The following is a 13,056-nucleotide window of genomic DNA, read 5'->3' as shown; positions in this document are numbered from 1 at the left end:
TGACGATGACCGCGCCCCCTTCGAAGCGCTGAACGGTGCCGGTCATCAGGTCGCCGCGCTGGTCCTCGAACTCGTCGAAGAGGCTGTCGCGCTCGGCCTCGCGGATCTTCTGGATGATCACCTGCTTGGCCGTCTGGGCGGAGATCCGGCCCAGCTCGGCGGGGTCCATCCGCTCGCCGTCCTTGGTGGCCGCGATCGTCCCGGTGTCCCGGTCGATGACGACCTCGATGTCGGCCGCCTCGGGGTAGTGCTTCCGCGCCGCGGTGGCGAGCGCCGACTGGATCCCCTCGAACAAGATCTCTTTCGAGATGTTCTTGTCGCGGTGGATGCTATCGACGATCCGGACCAAATCGACGCTCATTCCTACCCTCCGAGGCGTGCATTCCGGCTATTCCGGGCGGTCTCGACGCGCGCGGGGCGGATGCGGCGGCCGGCCGGGAAAGGCCGGTCTCCGACGAGGCCGAGCCGCCCCCGGTAAGGTTTTGGGGGGGGCCCGCGTCGTCGTCGCGACACCGTCGAGCAGGCAGCGCCTTCGGGTCGTCCTCCGCGTCGCCGGCCGCGCGAGGCGGTCTGGCGGGCACGCGCTGGGCGGGATCGACCCCGGGGGTCGGGGCCTAATCCACCCGTCAACCGATGACCCCGGCCCTGGACCCATCCTATCCGGATGTTGACAGTTCTGTCAAGCGTCCCGACAATGGCGGGGGCCCCGGGGGCGGGCCCGCGGAGGACGCCCCTACCCATCCGATCGTCGCGGGATCCCGATGAATTCGACGCGCCTCGACCTCGACGCCCTGAGCGACGCCCTGGAGGCGGCCGGCCTGCGGTCGACGCCCCAGCGGCTGGCGGTCTACGAACAGCTCGCGGCCATGGACGACCACCCCACGGCCGAGGAGGTCTTCCAGGCGGTGCGCCCCAAATTGCCCAGGATCAGCCTGGCGACCGTCTACAAGGCGCTCGAGGCGCTGACGGCCGTCGGGGTCGTCGACCGGCTCAAGCCCGAGGCCGCCGCGGGGCCGACGCGCTACGACGCGCGCGGCGACCGCCATTATCACTTCCGCTGCCTGCGCACCGGGGCGATCCACGACCTGCCGACCGAGTACGACCCCGGCCTGATCGAGCGGCTCGACCCGGCGCTGGCCGACGAGCTGCGGAGTCGCGGGTTCCGGGTGACGGGCTATCGCCTGGAGCTGCTGGGCTATCGCGACGCCGACGGCGAAGGCGGGCGCGAATCGTGAGCGCCAGGCGCCCCGACCCCGGCCCCCCCCCGAACCTGGGCCCGCTCGTCGACACCCACGCCCATCTCCAGGACGACCGCCTGCGTCGCGACCTGCCCGCGGTCCTCGCCCGCGCGCGGGCGTCGGGGGTGGAGAAGGTCGTGGCGATCGGGATCACGGCGGAGGACTCGGCCGAGGTCGTCGCGATCGCCGCCGAGCATCCCGAGGTGTACGCGGCCGTGGGGTATCAGCCCAACGGCCTGCTCGACGCCACCGAGGACGATTGGCGGCGGATCGTCGAGCTGGCCTCCGCGCCGAAGGTGGTCGCGATCGGCGAGACGGGCCTCGACCGCTACTGGGACCGCGTCCCGTTCCCGCTCCAACAGGAATGGTTCCGGCGACACCTGGCGCTGGCCCGCGAGCGCGACCTCCCGGTCGTGATCCACTGCCGCGACTGCGAGGCCGACGTCGTCGCCGCGCTCCGCGAGTTCGAGCCCCCCACGCGCGGCGTGCTGCACTCGTTCACCGGGAACCGCGACCAGGCCGAGGCGTTCCTGGAGCTGGGCCTGCACGTCTCGTTCGCCGGGATGCTGACCTTCGGCAACAAGTCGCTGGACGCGCTCCGCGAGGCGGCGGCGGCCGTCCCGATCGACCGGCTCCTGGTGGAGACCGACAGCCCCTACCTCGCGCCGGACCCCCGCCGGGGCCGGACCAACGAGCCGGCGAACGTCGCCTGGACGGCGCGCAAGCTGGCGGAGGTCCGCGGCGTCCCCGAGGGCGAACTCGCCCGGGCCCTGGCCGCCAACGCGCGCGAGCTATTCCGGCTGCCCGAGGGCTGACGCCTCGTCAGGTGGCGGGCGCGGCGGGATCGCCCAGCAGGATGATCGGGTCGCGGTCGGAGACGACCACGCCGCCGGGCTTCTCCACCGTCACGGCGAAGAGATAAGGCTCTCGCACCCTGATGGGCGCGTGGATCGGGACGACCGCCTCGCCCGGGGCGTTGATGTCGAAGACGCCGCCGTCGATCGGGTAGCGTTCGTCCTGGGCGCGGTCGAAGATCCAGAGCTGGTACTGCCTCTGGCTCGGGTCGTTCGCGGCGACGCCGCGGAGCCGCATGAATCCCCGCTGCCGCCGATTGCTCCAGACGAGATCGCCGCTCGACCCCTCTCCGGGGCCGACCCCCTTGAGCGGGACCGTGAGGGCGTCGCCGGCGGTGAGGACCTCCTCTCGCAGACGCTCCAGCTCGACGGCGGGGCTCACGTCGACAGGCCGCGACCAGGTCGCGACGGCGAGGAGCAGGCAGGCGGCCGCGGCCACCCACCCCAGCCAGGCCGGCGGGCCCGCCCATCGGCGGGGGGGGGCGACGACGGGAGGTCGGACGGGCGCGGGGGCGGGGCCGGGCCCGGAGGCCAGCAAATCCCGCCCCTGGTCGGCGCAGATCCGCCTCAGGTGGTCCGGGAGCTTCTCCCCGGCGCCGGCCCCGAGGCCGACGTACAGGGCGGCCGCGAGTCGTTCGAACTCCTCGATATCGACGTCGCCGCGCCCGGCCGAGAGCCGTTCGATCTCGGCCGCCTCGTCGGGGGACAGCCCGAAGGCCGCGCCCTCGGCGAGGAGCCCGTCCAGGCGGTCGCGATCGTCCGGGGACAGGCCGTCGTTCATCCCGCCCCCCCCCGGCCGTCCAGGCCGGAGGCCGATCCGAGGGCCTCCCGAATCTGCATGAGCCCCCGACGGACCAGCGTCTTCACCGACCCCAGCGGCCGGCCGGTGGCCTCGGCGATCTCGGAGTGGGACATCCCGTCGTACACCGCGAGCCGGATCACGGCCTGCTGCTCCGGGCGGAGCGATCGGAAGGCGGACGTCACCATGGCGACTTCGTCGTCGCGTTCCAGCCGCTCGGCCTGGCCCGTCTCCGAGGAGGCGAGGTCGGGGACGAGGCTCGACGTCCTCGGCGACCGCCCGCGCTTTCGCGCCCGGTCGATCAATTTCCTGCGTGCGATCATGACGATGAACCCGGCTTCGGAGGAGAGGCTCTCGTCGAACCGCCCGGCCGCGAGCCAGACGTCGATGAAAGCCTCCTGGACCCCGTCTTCGGCGTCGTCGTCACCCAGCAGCTTGCGCGCGAGCGACCAGACCAGGCCGCCGTAGCGGTCCAGCACCTCCTCGACCGCGGCTTGATCTCCCGCCGAGACCCGGCGGAGGAGTGAGTTTGACATCCGGGCCGGATTGTAGCCCATCCGAGGATGGCCGGACAACACCCCGCCCGGCTCGACCTCCGGCGTCCCCGAGGGCTCGGGCGGCGACCGGAGGGGCCGGGCGGGGGCCTTGGTCAGGCCGTGGTCACTTCGCGTCGGGCACCAGGACGGCGTCGATCACGTGGATCACGCCGTTGGAGCACTCGATGTCGGCCTTCACGACCTTCGCGTCGTTGATCTTCACGCCGTCGGTGGCGTCGACCTCGACCGACTCGCCCCCCACGGTCTTGGCCGACTTCAGCTTCACCACGTCGGCCGCCTTCACTTCTCCCTTCACGACGTGATAGAGGAGCACGGCCTTGAGCTTGGCCTTGTCCTTCAGCAGCGCGTCGAGCGTGCCGGCGGGCAGCTTCTCGAAGGCGTCGTCGGTCGGGGCGAAGACGGTGAAGGGGCCGTCCCCCTTGAGCGTGTCGACCAGGTCGGCCGCCTTGAGGGCGGTGGCCAGCGTCTTGAAGGAGCCGGCCGCGACGGCGGTGTCGACGATATCGGACTTATCGTCGTCGCCGCGGGCGAACGACGCGGGGGCGAGGAGGGCAACGACGGCGGCGAGGCCGGCGGGCAGGAACCACTTCGCGATCGAGGACATGGGCCATCTCCTGGTTGGGGAGCCGATTCGGGATGGTGTCGGAGTCGAGCGGGCCGGCGTCGCGGCCCACGTGCTTGAATTCGCCCGGGCCCGCGGATCGGATTCGAATTCGGTCCCGACTTGTATTTCAGCCCCGACCGTTTATTCTCGACCAACAGGTCCAGATTCAGGCCGCCGGGGAATCGATCGAAGCATGGACTCGCGCCGACCGCCGGCCGTCCCGATGCGACGCCCCTACCTCGTCGAGAGCTTGCGTCACCCAATGAGCGGCAATCACGCGAACCCGGGGAAGACGGCGTGGCGGATCCTGGCGGTCAACACGTTCGCGTTCGCGGCCTGTTTCGCGGCGTGGATGCTGAACGGGCCGCTGGTGACGTTCTTCGCCGACAGGGGCCTGTTCGACTGGAGCCGCAGCCAGATCGGCGTGCTGATCGCCGTCCCGGTGCTGACGGGCTCGCTGATGAGGCTGCCGGTCGGGGTGCTGTGCGATCGCTTCGGCGGGCGAGTCGTGTTCTGCGCCTTGATGCTGGTCTCGGCCGCGCCGATGTACCTGGTCTCGCACGCGAACCGGTACATGGACTTCGTGCTGGCGGGGCTGGGGTTCGGGGTCGCGGGGGCGGCGTTCGCGGCGGGCGTGGCGTACACGTCAGTCTGGTTCGGCAAGGACCGGGTGGGCACGGCGCTGGGGATCTTCGGCATGGGCAACGTGGGGGCGGCGGCGACCTCGATGTTCGCGCCGCTGCTGCTGCGCCAGCTCACCGCGACCGACCTGGAGGGCTGGCGGACGCTGCCGAAGCTGTACGCCGGGCTCCTGGTGGCCACGGCGGTCCTGTTCTGGCTCACGACCGAGGACCGCCGCGCCGCGCCCGCCGCCGGGGGATTGGCGGCGCGGCTAACGCCGTTGCGCCATCTCCGCGTGTGGCGCTTCGGGATGTATTATGCGTTCTTCTTCGGCGGATTCATCGCGCTGTCGCAATGGCTGATCCCGTATTACGTCAACGTCTACACGCTCTCGATCGTGGTGGCGGGGCCCCTGGCCGCGATCTACAGCCTCTCCTCGTCGGGCTTCCGGGCGCTGGGGGGATGGCTGTCCGACAAGATCGGGGCGCGGCGGGTGGTATACTGGTCGCTGGCGACGAGCATGGTCTTCAGCCTGCTGCTGTTCCCGGCGGCGATGGTGATCCACACGCCGGGGCAGGGGGTCGTGGCGGGGGCGGACGCCACGGTGACGCGGGTCTCGGCGACCGAGATCGAGCTGTCCAACGGGGCCAGGCTCCCCCTGAACGAGAAGGACCCGGCCAGGCTGCTCGACTTCACGGTGGACCGGCACCTCATCTTGCCGACCACCGCGCAATGGCAGGAGCCGGTCGTCGCGGAGGGGCAGGCCGTCAAGAAGGGCGAACTGCTGGCCCAGGGGACGACGCGCGTCTTCTTCCAGGCCAACCGCTGGGTCTTCACGACCTTCGTGTTCCTGCTGGCGATCGCCATGGGCTTCGGCATGGCCGGGGTCTACACGCTCATCCCGGCATACTTCCCGCGCGAGATCGGCGTGGTGGGGGGGCTGGTCGGCGTGCTGGGGGGGCTGGGCGGGTTCGTGCTGCCGATCGTCTTCGGCCTGCTGCTGGACGCGACCGGCCTGTGGACGACGTGCTGGGTGCTGCTGTTCCTGTTCGGCGCCGCCTGCCTGATCTGGATGCACGTCGTCGTCCACAAGATGCCGACGACGCTTGAGCCGGGGCCGACCCCGCCGGCGGGGGACTCGGCATGAGCCGCGCGGCGGAGTCGATCCGCCGCCTGTCGCCCTCCTATTTCGCGCTGGTGATGGCGACCGGCATCGTCGGCGTCGCCTGCGAGCAGACCGGGTACCACCGGGCGGCGATCGGCTTCCTCGCGCTCAACGTGGCGCAATACGCGGTCCTGTGCGCGTTGACGATCTGGCGGGTCGCGCGGCACCCGGACGCGGTCTGGGCCGACATGACCGGGCACAACACGGCGCCGGGCTTCTTCACGTCGGTCGCGGGGACGTGCGTCCTCGGCGGGCAGTTGATCCTCGTGGCCGGCGCCTACGAGTCGGCGCTGATCCTGTGGGGGGTCGGCGTCGCGCTGTGGGTCGCGCTCACCTACACCATCTTCACGGCGCTGACGGTCAAGCCGGAGAAGCCCCCGCTTGAAAAAGGGATCACCGGGGGCTGGCTCCTGGCGGTGGTGGCCACGCAATCCGTCGCGACCTTGAGCGCGCTGCTGGCGCAGCATCTCGGGCAGCCGCATCGATTGCACCTGAATTTCCTGGCGCTGTCGATGTGGCTATGCGGGGGGATGCTGTATATCTGGATGATCTCGCTGATCTTCTATCGCTATACGTTCCTGCCGATGTCGCCGGGCGATCTATCGCCGCCGTACTGGATCAACATGGGGGCGATGGCCATCTCCACGCTGGTCGGCGCGCGGCTGATCGAGAACGCCCCGGACGCGTGGTTCCTGGACTCGCTGCTGCCGTTCCTGAAGGGCTTCACCATCTTCTACTGGTCGACGGGGACCTGGTGGATCCCGATGCTGGTGATCCTGGCCGTCTGGAGGCACGGATACAAGCGGTTCCCGATGGCCTACGACCCGCTCTACTGGGGCGCGGTGTTCCCCCTGGGGATGTACACCTCGGCGACCCTGGAGATGTCGCGCGCGATGCGCCTGGATTTCCTCCTGCCGATCCCGCGCGCCTTCATCCTGGCGGCGATGGCGGCCTGGGCGCTGACCTTCGTGGGGATGCTGCGGTCGCTCGCCCGACTTTTCCGCGCCCCGGGCTGACGGGGGGAACGGTCGCCCCGTCGCCGATTCGGCACGGCGATTGCACTGCCTCGAACAATTCTTTCGGTTCTTGGGGTCGACGGCCGGCGGCGTTTCGCGTTCAATGGGCCGCGCGCCGTCGAGACAGCACCTGACGCGGGAGTCGCCGCGCCTCCGCGCGGGGGAGCGAGGTCGAATATGGAGATCGACATCCGACACATCGTCGCCGCGGCCGCGGTCACGACGCCGATCATGGTCCTGTTCCTGGCCGGGGCGTTCATCGCCGCCCGCAGCGGCGTCGATCGCGTCTCCTCGGGGCAGGACGTCCTGCGCATCGCCGGCAACTTCTCGGCGATGCTCCTGCGCGTGGCGGCCTACGTCGTCGTCCTGCTGCTGGTCCAGCACTTCATCGGCATGCGGTCGACCTTCGGCTGGTGACGCCCGGTCGGCGTCAGACGCCCCGGGCCTTCGGATCCCACAGGATCTTGTGCAGTTGCACCTGGAGGCGGATCGGCAGGCCGGTCTCCAGGATCCAGCCGGCCAGGTCGGTCGGGTCGACGCGGCCGAAGACGGCGCTCATCAGGACGGGCCCGCGCTGGGCCAGGCCGCGACGGCGGATCAACTCGACGGCCCAGTCGAAGTCGGCGCGATCGCCCAGGACGAACTTGACCTCGTCGCGGGGGCCGAGCCGGTCGAGGTTCGACCAGACGTTGGCGTCAACCTCGCCCGAGGCCGGCGTCTTCACGTCCAGGATGACATGGACGCGGGGATCGACCCTGTCGGTCGGGACGCCGCCGCTGGTCTCCAGCAGCACGGTCCAGCCGCGATCGGCCAGCGTCGACATCAGGGGATAGGCCTCCTCCTGCAGGAGCGGCTCCCCTCCGGTCAGCTCCACGAGCCGGCCGCCGAGCTTCTCGACCTCGTCGAGCACGGCGTCGAGCGACATCGGCCTCCCCTGCTGGAACGCGTGGGGGGTGTCGCAGTACGCGCAGCGCAGGTGGCAGGCGGTGAGCCGGACGAAGACGCAGGGGAGGCCGGCGAAGGTGCTCTCCCCCTGGATGCTCCGGTAGACCTCGTGGACCATCAGCGTCCCGGGCGCCTTCCCCTCCAGCGGGCGGAGCCGGCGGGCGAGGGCGTTCGAAGCGGCGCTGGGATCATGGGCGGCGAGGTCGTGCATGGCGGGATCGGCCGGGGAGGATTCGAGGGGCGTCATATCCCATCGTATCCCCGGGCGCCTCCCCCCGCCCAGACCAACATCGGCCCGGGTCGACGCTCCCCCGACGCGGCAAACCCACGGATTTCAAAAATCATCTTGAAAATCCTTTGCAATCGATTAATCTGCCTCGCCGCATGCTGGCTCCCTCGCAGCGAAGGACGCGCGCGGCCCGGCGCGGGGACGTCGCCGGAGCGGAATCCACGACGACGAGGATGACCATGGATGAAGCGAGACGCGGCGGGCTGTTCCGGCGGGTCGCCTGGGCCGCCTGCCTGGCGACGGCCGCGACGATCGGGGCGGAGGCCAGGGCCGGGGGCTACTCGGGGCTGGTGGTCTTCGGCGACAGCCTCTCCGACGGCGGCAACGTCGCCGCGATGGTGACGGCGGCCGGGGCCCCGTTCCCCTATCACGTCTACTCCGAAGGCAAGTTCACCAACGGTAAGGTGTGGGTCGACTACCTGGCGGAGTCCCTCGGGCTGGAGGCGCCGAAGGCCAGCCTCCTGGGGGGCTCGAACTACGCCCACGCCTACGCCCAGAGCGGCGCCGGGTACTCCACCCCGGTCGAGCTGGGGGGGATGCCGATCGCGAACCTGCTGACGCAGGTCCAGTCGTTCGAGGGCTCGCTGGGCGGCGGCTCGATGGACTCCAACAAACTCATCTCCATCTGGGCCGGGGCCAACGACATCCTGCACGGCGGGATCTCGGACCTCGCGGGCATCCAGGCGGCGGTGGGGAACGTGATCACCGCGGCGCAATCCCTGTACGACCTGGGGGGCCGACACTTCCTCATCGGCGGAGTGCCGTACCTCGGGGGCATCCCGGCCGTGGCGAATCAGCCGCGGGCCGTCAAGGATGGCCTCAACCAGATCGCCGCGACCTTCAACGCCGTGCTGGCCGGGGCCATGGCCGAGTTCCGGGCCACCCGCGCCGACGCCCGGGTGACGTACAGCGACGCGAACACGACGTTCGAAGCGATCCTCGCGAACCCCTCGGCCTTCGGGCTGACCAATCTGACCGACCAGGCCGCGGTCGCGATCTCGATGGGCGGCGATCCGAACCCGGACCACTACCTGTACTGGGACGACGTCCATCCCACCACGGCCGTCCATCGGCTGATCGCCGAGGCGGCCTTCCGGGCGGTCGTGCCCGAGCCCTCGTCCATCGTCCTGGCGGCGATCGGCGGCCTCGGGATCGTCGCCGCGGCCCGCCGTCGCGCGGCCTGAACGCGGCGTCGTGAACTCCCCTGGCGGCGGCCGGGCGGGCGTGCTAGGAATGGTCGAGGAGACGTTTCCAAGCGGATCGCCGCCCGGGAGCCCGCCATGAGCACCGCCGACCGCGACGCGGCCCCCCCGGGGGCCGTCCATCTGGCCGACCCGCCGTTCTGGGACGCCTACGACCCGAGGTTTCCGGACAGCGACGGCGAGCCGATGGCCGACAACCAGACGCAGTACAAGTGGATGGTGACGATCGCCGAGGGCCTCGAAGCCCTCCTAGCCGATCGCCCCGACGCGCTGATCGCCTGCGACCTCCTCTGGTATTTCGACCCCGAGGATCCCAGGCGCTGCATCGCCCCGGACGTGTTCGTCGCCCTCGGGCGGCCCAAGGCCCCCCGGCATTCCTACAAGGAGTGGATCGAAGGCCACGCGCCCCAGGTCGTCTTCGAGATCCACTCCCCCAGCAACACCGCCGCGAGGATGAGGCGCAAGCTGGAGACCTACGACGGGCGCGGCGTCGAGGAGTATTACTACTACTTCCCGGAAGACCCATCGGGCCGGCTCGACGGCTGGCTCCGGGGCCCGAGCGGCCTGGAGCCGATCGCCTCCACCGACGGCTGGACCAGCCCCCGGCTCGGAGTCACTTTCGAGACCCCGCCGGAGGAGGACGCCCTGATCCTCCGCGGCCCCGACGGCGAGCCCTTCCAGCACGTTCAGGACATCATCCGCGACCGGAAGTTGGCCCGCCGGATCGCCGAGATCGAGCGCCGACGCCGCGAGCAGGCCGAGGCCGACGCCCGCGAGGACCGCTCCCGCCGCGCCCAGGCCGAGGCCGACGCCCGCGAGGCGCGGGCCCGGGCCGAATGGCTGGAGGCGTTGCTGCGCGAGCGGGGCATCGACCCGGGCTGATCCCCGACGGCCGGGCCGACCGCCCACGGGCCGGGCGCCGGGCGCCGGGCGCCAAGCCTGGCGGAAGGCGGCGATTCGAGATAGAATGCCACCCGGCCGACGCGAATCGCCAGAAGAATTCACCGGGTCGGAGTGGTCGCCATGAACGTCGCGAGATTCCTCGGCGTGGCCGCGATCGTGGCCCTGTGCCCCTCCGGCCTCGACGCGCGGGCCCAGCAGTCGGCGCCCGCGTCGCATTTCGGGAGGACGACGAGCGCGTCGGCCGACGGCCCGGCGCCGGGTAGACGGGCCGCGGCCCCCCGGCGCGCGACGGCCCCCCGGCCGACGGCCGACCCGCTGGCGCCGTACACGTCGAGGCCGGTCGCCGCCTATCGCAGCTCGCCGATCGCGACGCCGCCCGAGCCGCCCCGGCCGCGGGTGACGCCCCGGAACTATTACCCGACCGCCCGCGTCGGCCGCTACACCTCCCCGACCCTCCACGTCGGGGGCCGTTGCGTCCCCTCGCGAGGGTCCGTCCTTGGCATGATGGGAATGAGACGTTGAAGGCCGCGCCCGTCGATATCAACCGGACCAGCGACGTTCGGAGGATCGCCTTCATCGGCGACTACCTCCCCCGCAAGTGCGGCATCGCCACCTACACGCACGACCTCTGCACGTCCGTCGCCACGCAGTTCCCCGCGGCCGACTGCTTCGTCGTGCCCGTCAACGACCTCCCCGAGGGCTACGATTACCCGCCGGAGGTCCGCTTCGAGATCGAGGAGAAGGAGCTCGACTCCTACCTCCGCGCCGCCGACTTCATCAACTTCAGCAACGCCGACGTCGTCTGCCTCCAGCACGAGTACGGCATCTTCGGCGGCCCGGCCGGGAGCCACGTCCTGCGGCTCCTGCGCAACCTGCGCATGCCCATCGTCACCACCCTGCACACCGTGCTGAAGGAGCCCAACGCCGACCAGCGCCGGGTGATGGGGGAGATCCTGGACCTCTCCGCCCGCGTCATCGTGATGTCGGAGCGAGCCCGCTCGTTCCTGATGGACGTCTGGAAGGCGCCCGAGTCCAAGATCGACCTGATCGCCCACGGCATCCCCGACATGCCGTTCGTCGACCCGGCGTTCTACAAGGACCAGTTCGGCGTGGAGGGGAAGCTCGTCGCCCTGACGTTCGGCCTGCTCTCGCCGAACAAGGGCGTCGAGAACATGCTGGAGGCGATGCCCTCGATCCTGGAGGAGTTCCCCAACTTCGTCTACATCGTCCTGGGGGCGACCCACCCGAACCTCGTGCGGGAACAGGGGGAGCGCTACCGGATCGGCCTGGAGCGGCTGGCGAAGCGGCTGGGGATCCGCGAGAACGTCAGCTTTTACAACCGGTTCGTCGACCTGCCCGAGCTGATCGAGTTCATCGGCGTGGCCGACGTCTACGTCACGCCCTACCTGAACCCGGCGCAGATCACCTCCGGGACGCTGGCGTACGCCTTCGGCTGCGGCAAGTCGGTGGTCTCCACGCCCTACTGGCACGCCGAGGAGCTGCTGGCCGACGGCCGCGGCGTCCTGGTGCCGTTCGGCGACTCCGCCGCGCTGGCCGACGCCATGCGCGAGCTGCTGCGGGACGAATCCCGCCGCCACGCGATGCGCAAGCGCGCCTACCTGATGGGCCGCGAGATGGTCTGGGGGCGGGTCGCCCACCAGTTCGTGGAGTCGTTCCAGCAGGCGCGACGGAGCCGGCTCGACGTGCCGGTGAGGCCGCTGGCGGTGCGCACCCTGGCCGAGCAGCCGCTCGACCTGCCGGGCTGGCGGCTCGACCACCTCGACCGGCTCAGCGACTCGGCCGGGATCATCCAGCACGCCACGTTCACGATCCCCAACCTCGCCGAGGGCTACTGCACCGACGACAACGCCCGCGCCCTGCTGTTCACGACCATGCTGGAGCGGCTGGGCCAGGCCACCCACCGGACGGACCGGCTGGCGTCGACCTACGCGGCGTTCCTGAACCACGCCTTCAACCCCGAGCGCGGCCGGTTCCGCAACTTCATGGGATTCGACCGCGGCTGGCTCGAGGAGGTCGGGTCGGACGACAGCCACGGCCGCGCGATCTGGGTCCTGGGGACGATGGTCCACCACTCCACCCGCCCCGGGATGCAGTTCTGGGCCTCCGACCTCTTCGACAAGGCCCTCCCCGCGCTGCTGGAGACGACCTCGCCGCGGGCCTGGGCGTTCGGCCTGCTGGGGATCGGCCAGTACCTCCGCCGCCTGGCCGGCGCCCGGCCGGCGAGCCAGGCGCGCGACCTGCTGACCCAGAGGCTGCTGGCCCTGCACGAGGCCGTCGCGGCCGAGGACTGGGACTGGTTCGAGGACCGCCTGGCCTACGACAACGCCCGGCTCTCCCAGGGCCTGATCGCCGCCGCCCGCGACGGCGGCCCCCCCGAGGCGCTCCGCGTGGGCCTGGAGACCCTCTCCTGGCTGGTCGGGCACCACAAGGCGCCCTCGGGCTGCTTCCGGCCGATCGGCTGCCACGGCTTCTACGTCCGCGGGGGCGTCCGCGCCCAGTTCGACCAGCAGCCGGTGGAGGCCCAGGCGATGGTGTCCGCCTGCCTGGAGGCCTATCATGCCACCGAGGACACGGCGTGGCTCGTCGAGGCCCGGCGCGCCTTCGAGTGGTTCCTCGGCGGCAACGACCTCGGCCTGGAGCTCTACGACGCCGCCACCGGCGGCTGCCGCGACGGCCTGGAGGAAGACCGGATCAACCAGAACCAGGGCGCCGAGTCGACCCTGGCCTTCCTCCTCTCGCTGGCCGAGCTGAAACTCGTCGAGAGCGTGCTGTCGCACCAGCGCCACATGCAATCGACGACCTGACCAGGCGCGGCCCCCCCCGACCACGTCCCGTCGCCCGA

The 13,056-nt window shown here is 71.0% G+C and carries 14 protein-coding genes; 9 read left to right on the top strand and 5 right to left on the bottom strand.

The features are described from left to right. The coding region (locus WG209_RS03665; protein ID WP_337173648.1) for a NusA N-terminal domain-containing protein at positions 1-361 on the bottom strand (361 nt) is incomplete at its 3' end. A 400-nt stretch (positions 362-761) separates the two neighbouring features. Between WG209_RS03665 and WG209_RS03660 the strand changes: the two genes are divergently transcribed. Both WG209_RS03660 and WG209_RS03655 read left to right on the top strand, forming a co-directional pair. Continuing rightward, a complete protein-coding gene (locus WG209_RS03660) occupies positions 762-1,235 on the top strand; it encodes a transcriptional repressor (protein WP_337173647.1) in 474 nt (157 codons plus the stop codon). Further along, positions 1,232-2,053 (top strand): TatD family hydrolase, encoded by an 822-nt coding sequence (locus WG209_RS03655; protein ID WP_337173646.1) that lies wholly within the window; start codon positions 1,232-1,234, stop codon positions 2,051-2,053. Before WG209_RS03660 ends, WG209_RS03655 begins: the two co-directional genes overlap by 4 nt. Before the next feature lie 7 nt (positions 2,054-2,060). Here WG209_RS03655 and WG209_RS03650 read toward each other — a convergent pair whose 3' ends face one another. From WG209_RS03650 to WG209_RS03640, 3 genes are all read right to left on the bottom strand, one after another. Further along, positions 2,061-2,873, bottom strand: a complete 813-nt coding sequence (locus WG209_RS03650; protein WP_337173645.1) for an anti-sigma factor — start codon at positions 2,871-2,873, stop codon at positions 2,061-2,063. Then, complete coding sequence (locus WG209_RS03645; protein ID WP_337173644.1) at positions 2,870-3,427, bottom strand: sigma-70 family RNA polymerase sigma factor; 558 nt, start codon at positions 3,425-3,427, stop codon at positions 2,870-2,872. Before WG209_RS03645 ends, WG209_RS03650 begins: the two co-directional genes overlap by 4 nt. A gap of 124 nt (positions 3,428-3,551) precedes the next feature. Beyond that, positions 3,552-4,052, bottom strand: coding sequence for a fasciclin domain-containing protein (locus WG209_RS03640; RefSeq protein ID WP_337173643.1), 501 nt, complete (start codon positions 4,050-4,052; stop codon positions 3,552-3,554). Between the two features lie 262 nt (positions 4,053-4,314). On the opposite strand from WG209_RS03640, the gene WG209_RS03635 reads away from it, so the two are divergent. From WG209_RS03635 to WG209_RS03625, 3 genes are all read left to right on the top strand, one after another. After that, complete coding sequence (locus tag WG209_RS03635; protein ID WP_337173642.1) at positions 4,315-5,820, top strand: MFS transporter; 1,506 nt, start codon at positions 4,315-4,317, stop codon at positions 5,818-5,820. Next, complete coding sequence (locus WG209_RS03630; protein ID WP_337173641.1) at positions 5,817-6,854, top strand: tellurite resistance/C4-dicarboxylate transporter family protein; 1,038 nt, start codon at positions 5,817-5,819, stop codon at positions 6,852-6,854. The genes WG209_RS03635 and WG209_RS03630 overlap by 4 nt, the downstream gene beginning before the upstream one ends. 177 nt (positions 6,855-7,031) lie before the next feature. Further along, positions 7,032-7,271, top strand: coding sequence for a hypothetical protein (locus WG209_RS03625; RefSeq protein WP_337173640.1), 240 nt, complete (start codon positions 7,032-7,034; stop codon positions 7,269-7,271). Between the two features lie 13 nt (positions 7,272-7,284). On the opposite strand, the gene WG209_RS03620 is transcribed toward WG209_RS03625, so the two are convergent. Further along, positions 7,285-8,046, bottom strand: a complete 762-nt coding sequence (locus WG209_RS03620) for a radical SAM protein (protein ID WP_337173639.1) — start codon at positions 8,044-8,046, stop codon at positions 7,285-7,287. A 221-nt stretch (positions 8,047-8,267) separates the two neighbouring features. Between WG209_RS03620 and WG209_RS03615 the strand changes: the two genes are divergently transcribed. The 4 genes from WG209_RS03615 (at position 8,268) to WG209_RS03600 (ending at position 13,018) form a co-directional block, all read left to right on the top strand. Continuing rightward, positions 8,268-9,272 carry an SGNH/GDSL hydrolase family protein gene (locus WG209_RS03615; protein WP_337173638.1) on the top strand — a complete coding sequence of 335 codons (1,005 nt, stop codon included), beginning with the start codon at positions 8,268-8,270 and terminating at the stop codon, positions 9,270-9,272. Positions 9,273-9,368: 96 nt separating this feature from the next. Next, entirely contained in the window at positions 9,369-10,172 is an 804-nt protein-coding gene (locus WG209_RS03610) for a Uma2 family endonuclease (RefSeq protein WP_337173637.1), read from the top strand. A 141-nt stretch (positions 10,173-10,313) separates the two neighbouring features. Then, on the top strand, positions 10,314-10,715 hold the full coding sequence (locus WG209_RS03605; RefSeq protein WP_337173636.1) for a hypothetical protein: 402 nt from the start codon (positions 10,314-10,316) through the stop codon (positions 10,713-10,715). After that, positions 10,712-13,018 carry a glycosyltransferase family 4 protein gene (locus tag WG209_RS03600; protein ID WP_337173635.1) on the top strand — a complete coding sequence of 769 codons (2,307 nt, stop codon included), beginning with the start codon at positions 10,712-10,714 and terminating at the stop codon, positions 13,016-13,018. Before WG209_RS03605 ends, WG209_RS03600 begins: the two co-directional genes overlap by 4 nt. The last annotated feature ends 38 nt before the right edge of the window (positions 13,019-13,056 follow it).

The organism is Paludisphaera sp., assembly GCF_037189885.1.
Classification (GTDB): domain Bacteria; phylum Planctomycetota; class Planctomycetia; order Isosphaerales; family Isosphaeraceae; genus Paludisphaera.
The sequence above is the reverse complement of the archived record's forward strand: the minus strand, read 5'-3'. Positions and strand labels throughout refer to the sequence as shown.

Excerpts from the sequence above, each read along its gene's own strand:
- WG209_RS03660 (WP_337173647.1), top strand. The coding sequence starts at position 762 with ATGAATTCGACGCGCCTCGACCTCGACGCCCTGAGCGACGCCCTGGAG.
- WG209_RS03650 (WP_337173645.1), bottom strand. The coding sequence starts at position 2,873 with ATGAACGACGGCCTGTCCCCGGACGATCGCGACCGCCTGGACGGGCTC.
- WG209_RS03645 (WP_337173644.1), bottom strand. The coding sequence starts at position 3,427 with ATGTCAAACTCACTCCTCCGCCGGGTCTCGGCGGGAGATCAAGCCGCG.
- WG209_RS03640 (WP_337173643.1), bottom strand. The coding sequence starts at position 4,052 with ATGTCCTCGATCGCGAAGTGGTTCCTGCCCGCCGGCCTCGCCGCCGTC.
- WG209_RS03635 (WP_337173642.1), top strand. The coding sequence starts at position 4,315 with ATGAGCGGCAATCACGCGAACCCGGGGAAGACGGCGTGGCGGATCCTG.
- WG209_RS03630 (WP_337173641.1), top strand. The coding sequence starts at position 5,817 with ATGAGCCGCGCGGCGGAGTCGATCCGCCGCCTGTCGCCCTCCTATTTC.
- WG209_RS03625 (WP_337173640.1), top strand. The coding sequence starts at position 7,032 with ATGGAGATCGACATCCGACACATCGTCGCCGCGGCCGCGGTCACGACG.
- WG209_RS03620 (WP_337173639.1), bottom strand. The coding sequence starts at position 8,046 with ATGACGCCCCTCGAATCCTCCCCGGCCGATCCCGCCATGCACGACCTC.
- WG209_RS03615 (WP_337173638.1), top strand. The coding sequence starts at position 8,268 with ATGGATGAAGCGAGACGCGGCGGGCTGTTCCGGCGGGTCGCCTGGGCC.
- WG209_RS03610 (WP_337173637.1), top strand. The coding sequence starts at position 9,369 with ATGAGCACCGCCGACCGCGACGCGGCCCCCCCGGGGGCCGTCCATCTG.
- WG209_RS03605 (WP_337173636.1), top strand. The coding sequence starts at position 10,314 with ATGAACGTCGCGAGATTCCTCGGCGTGGCCGCGATCGTGGCCCTGTGC.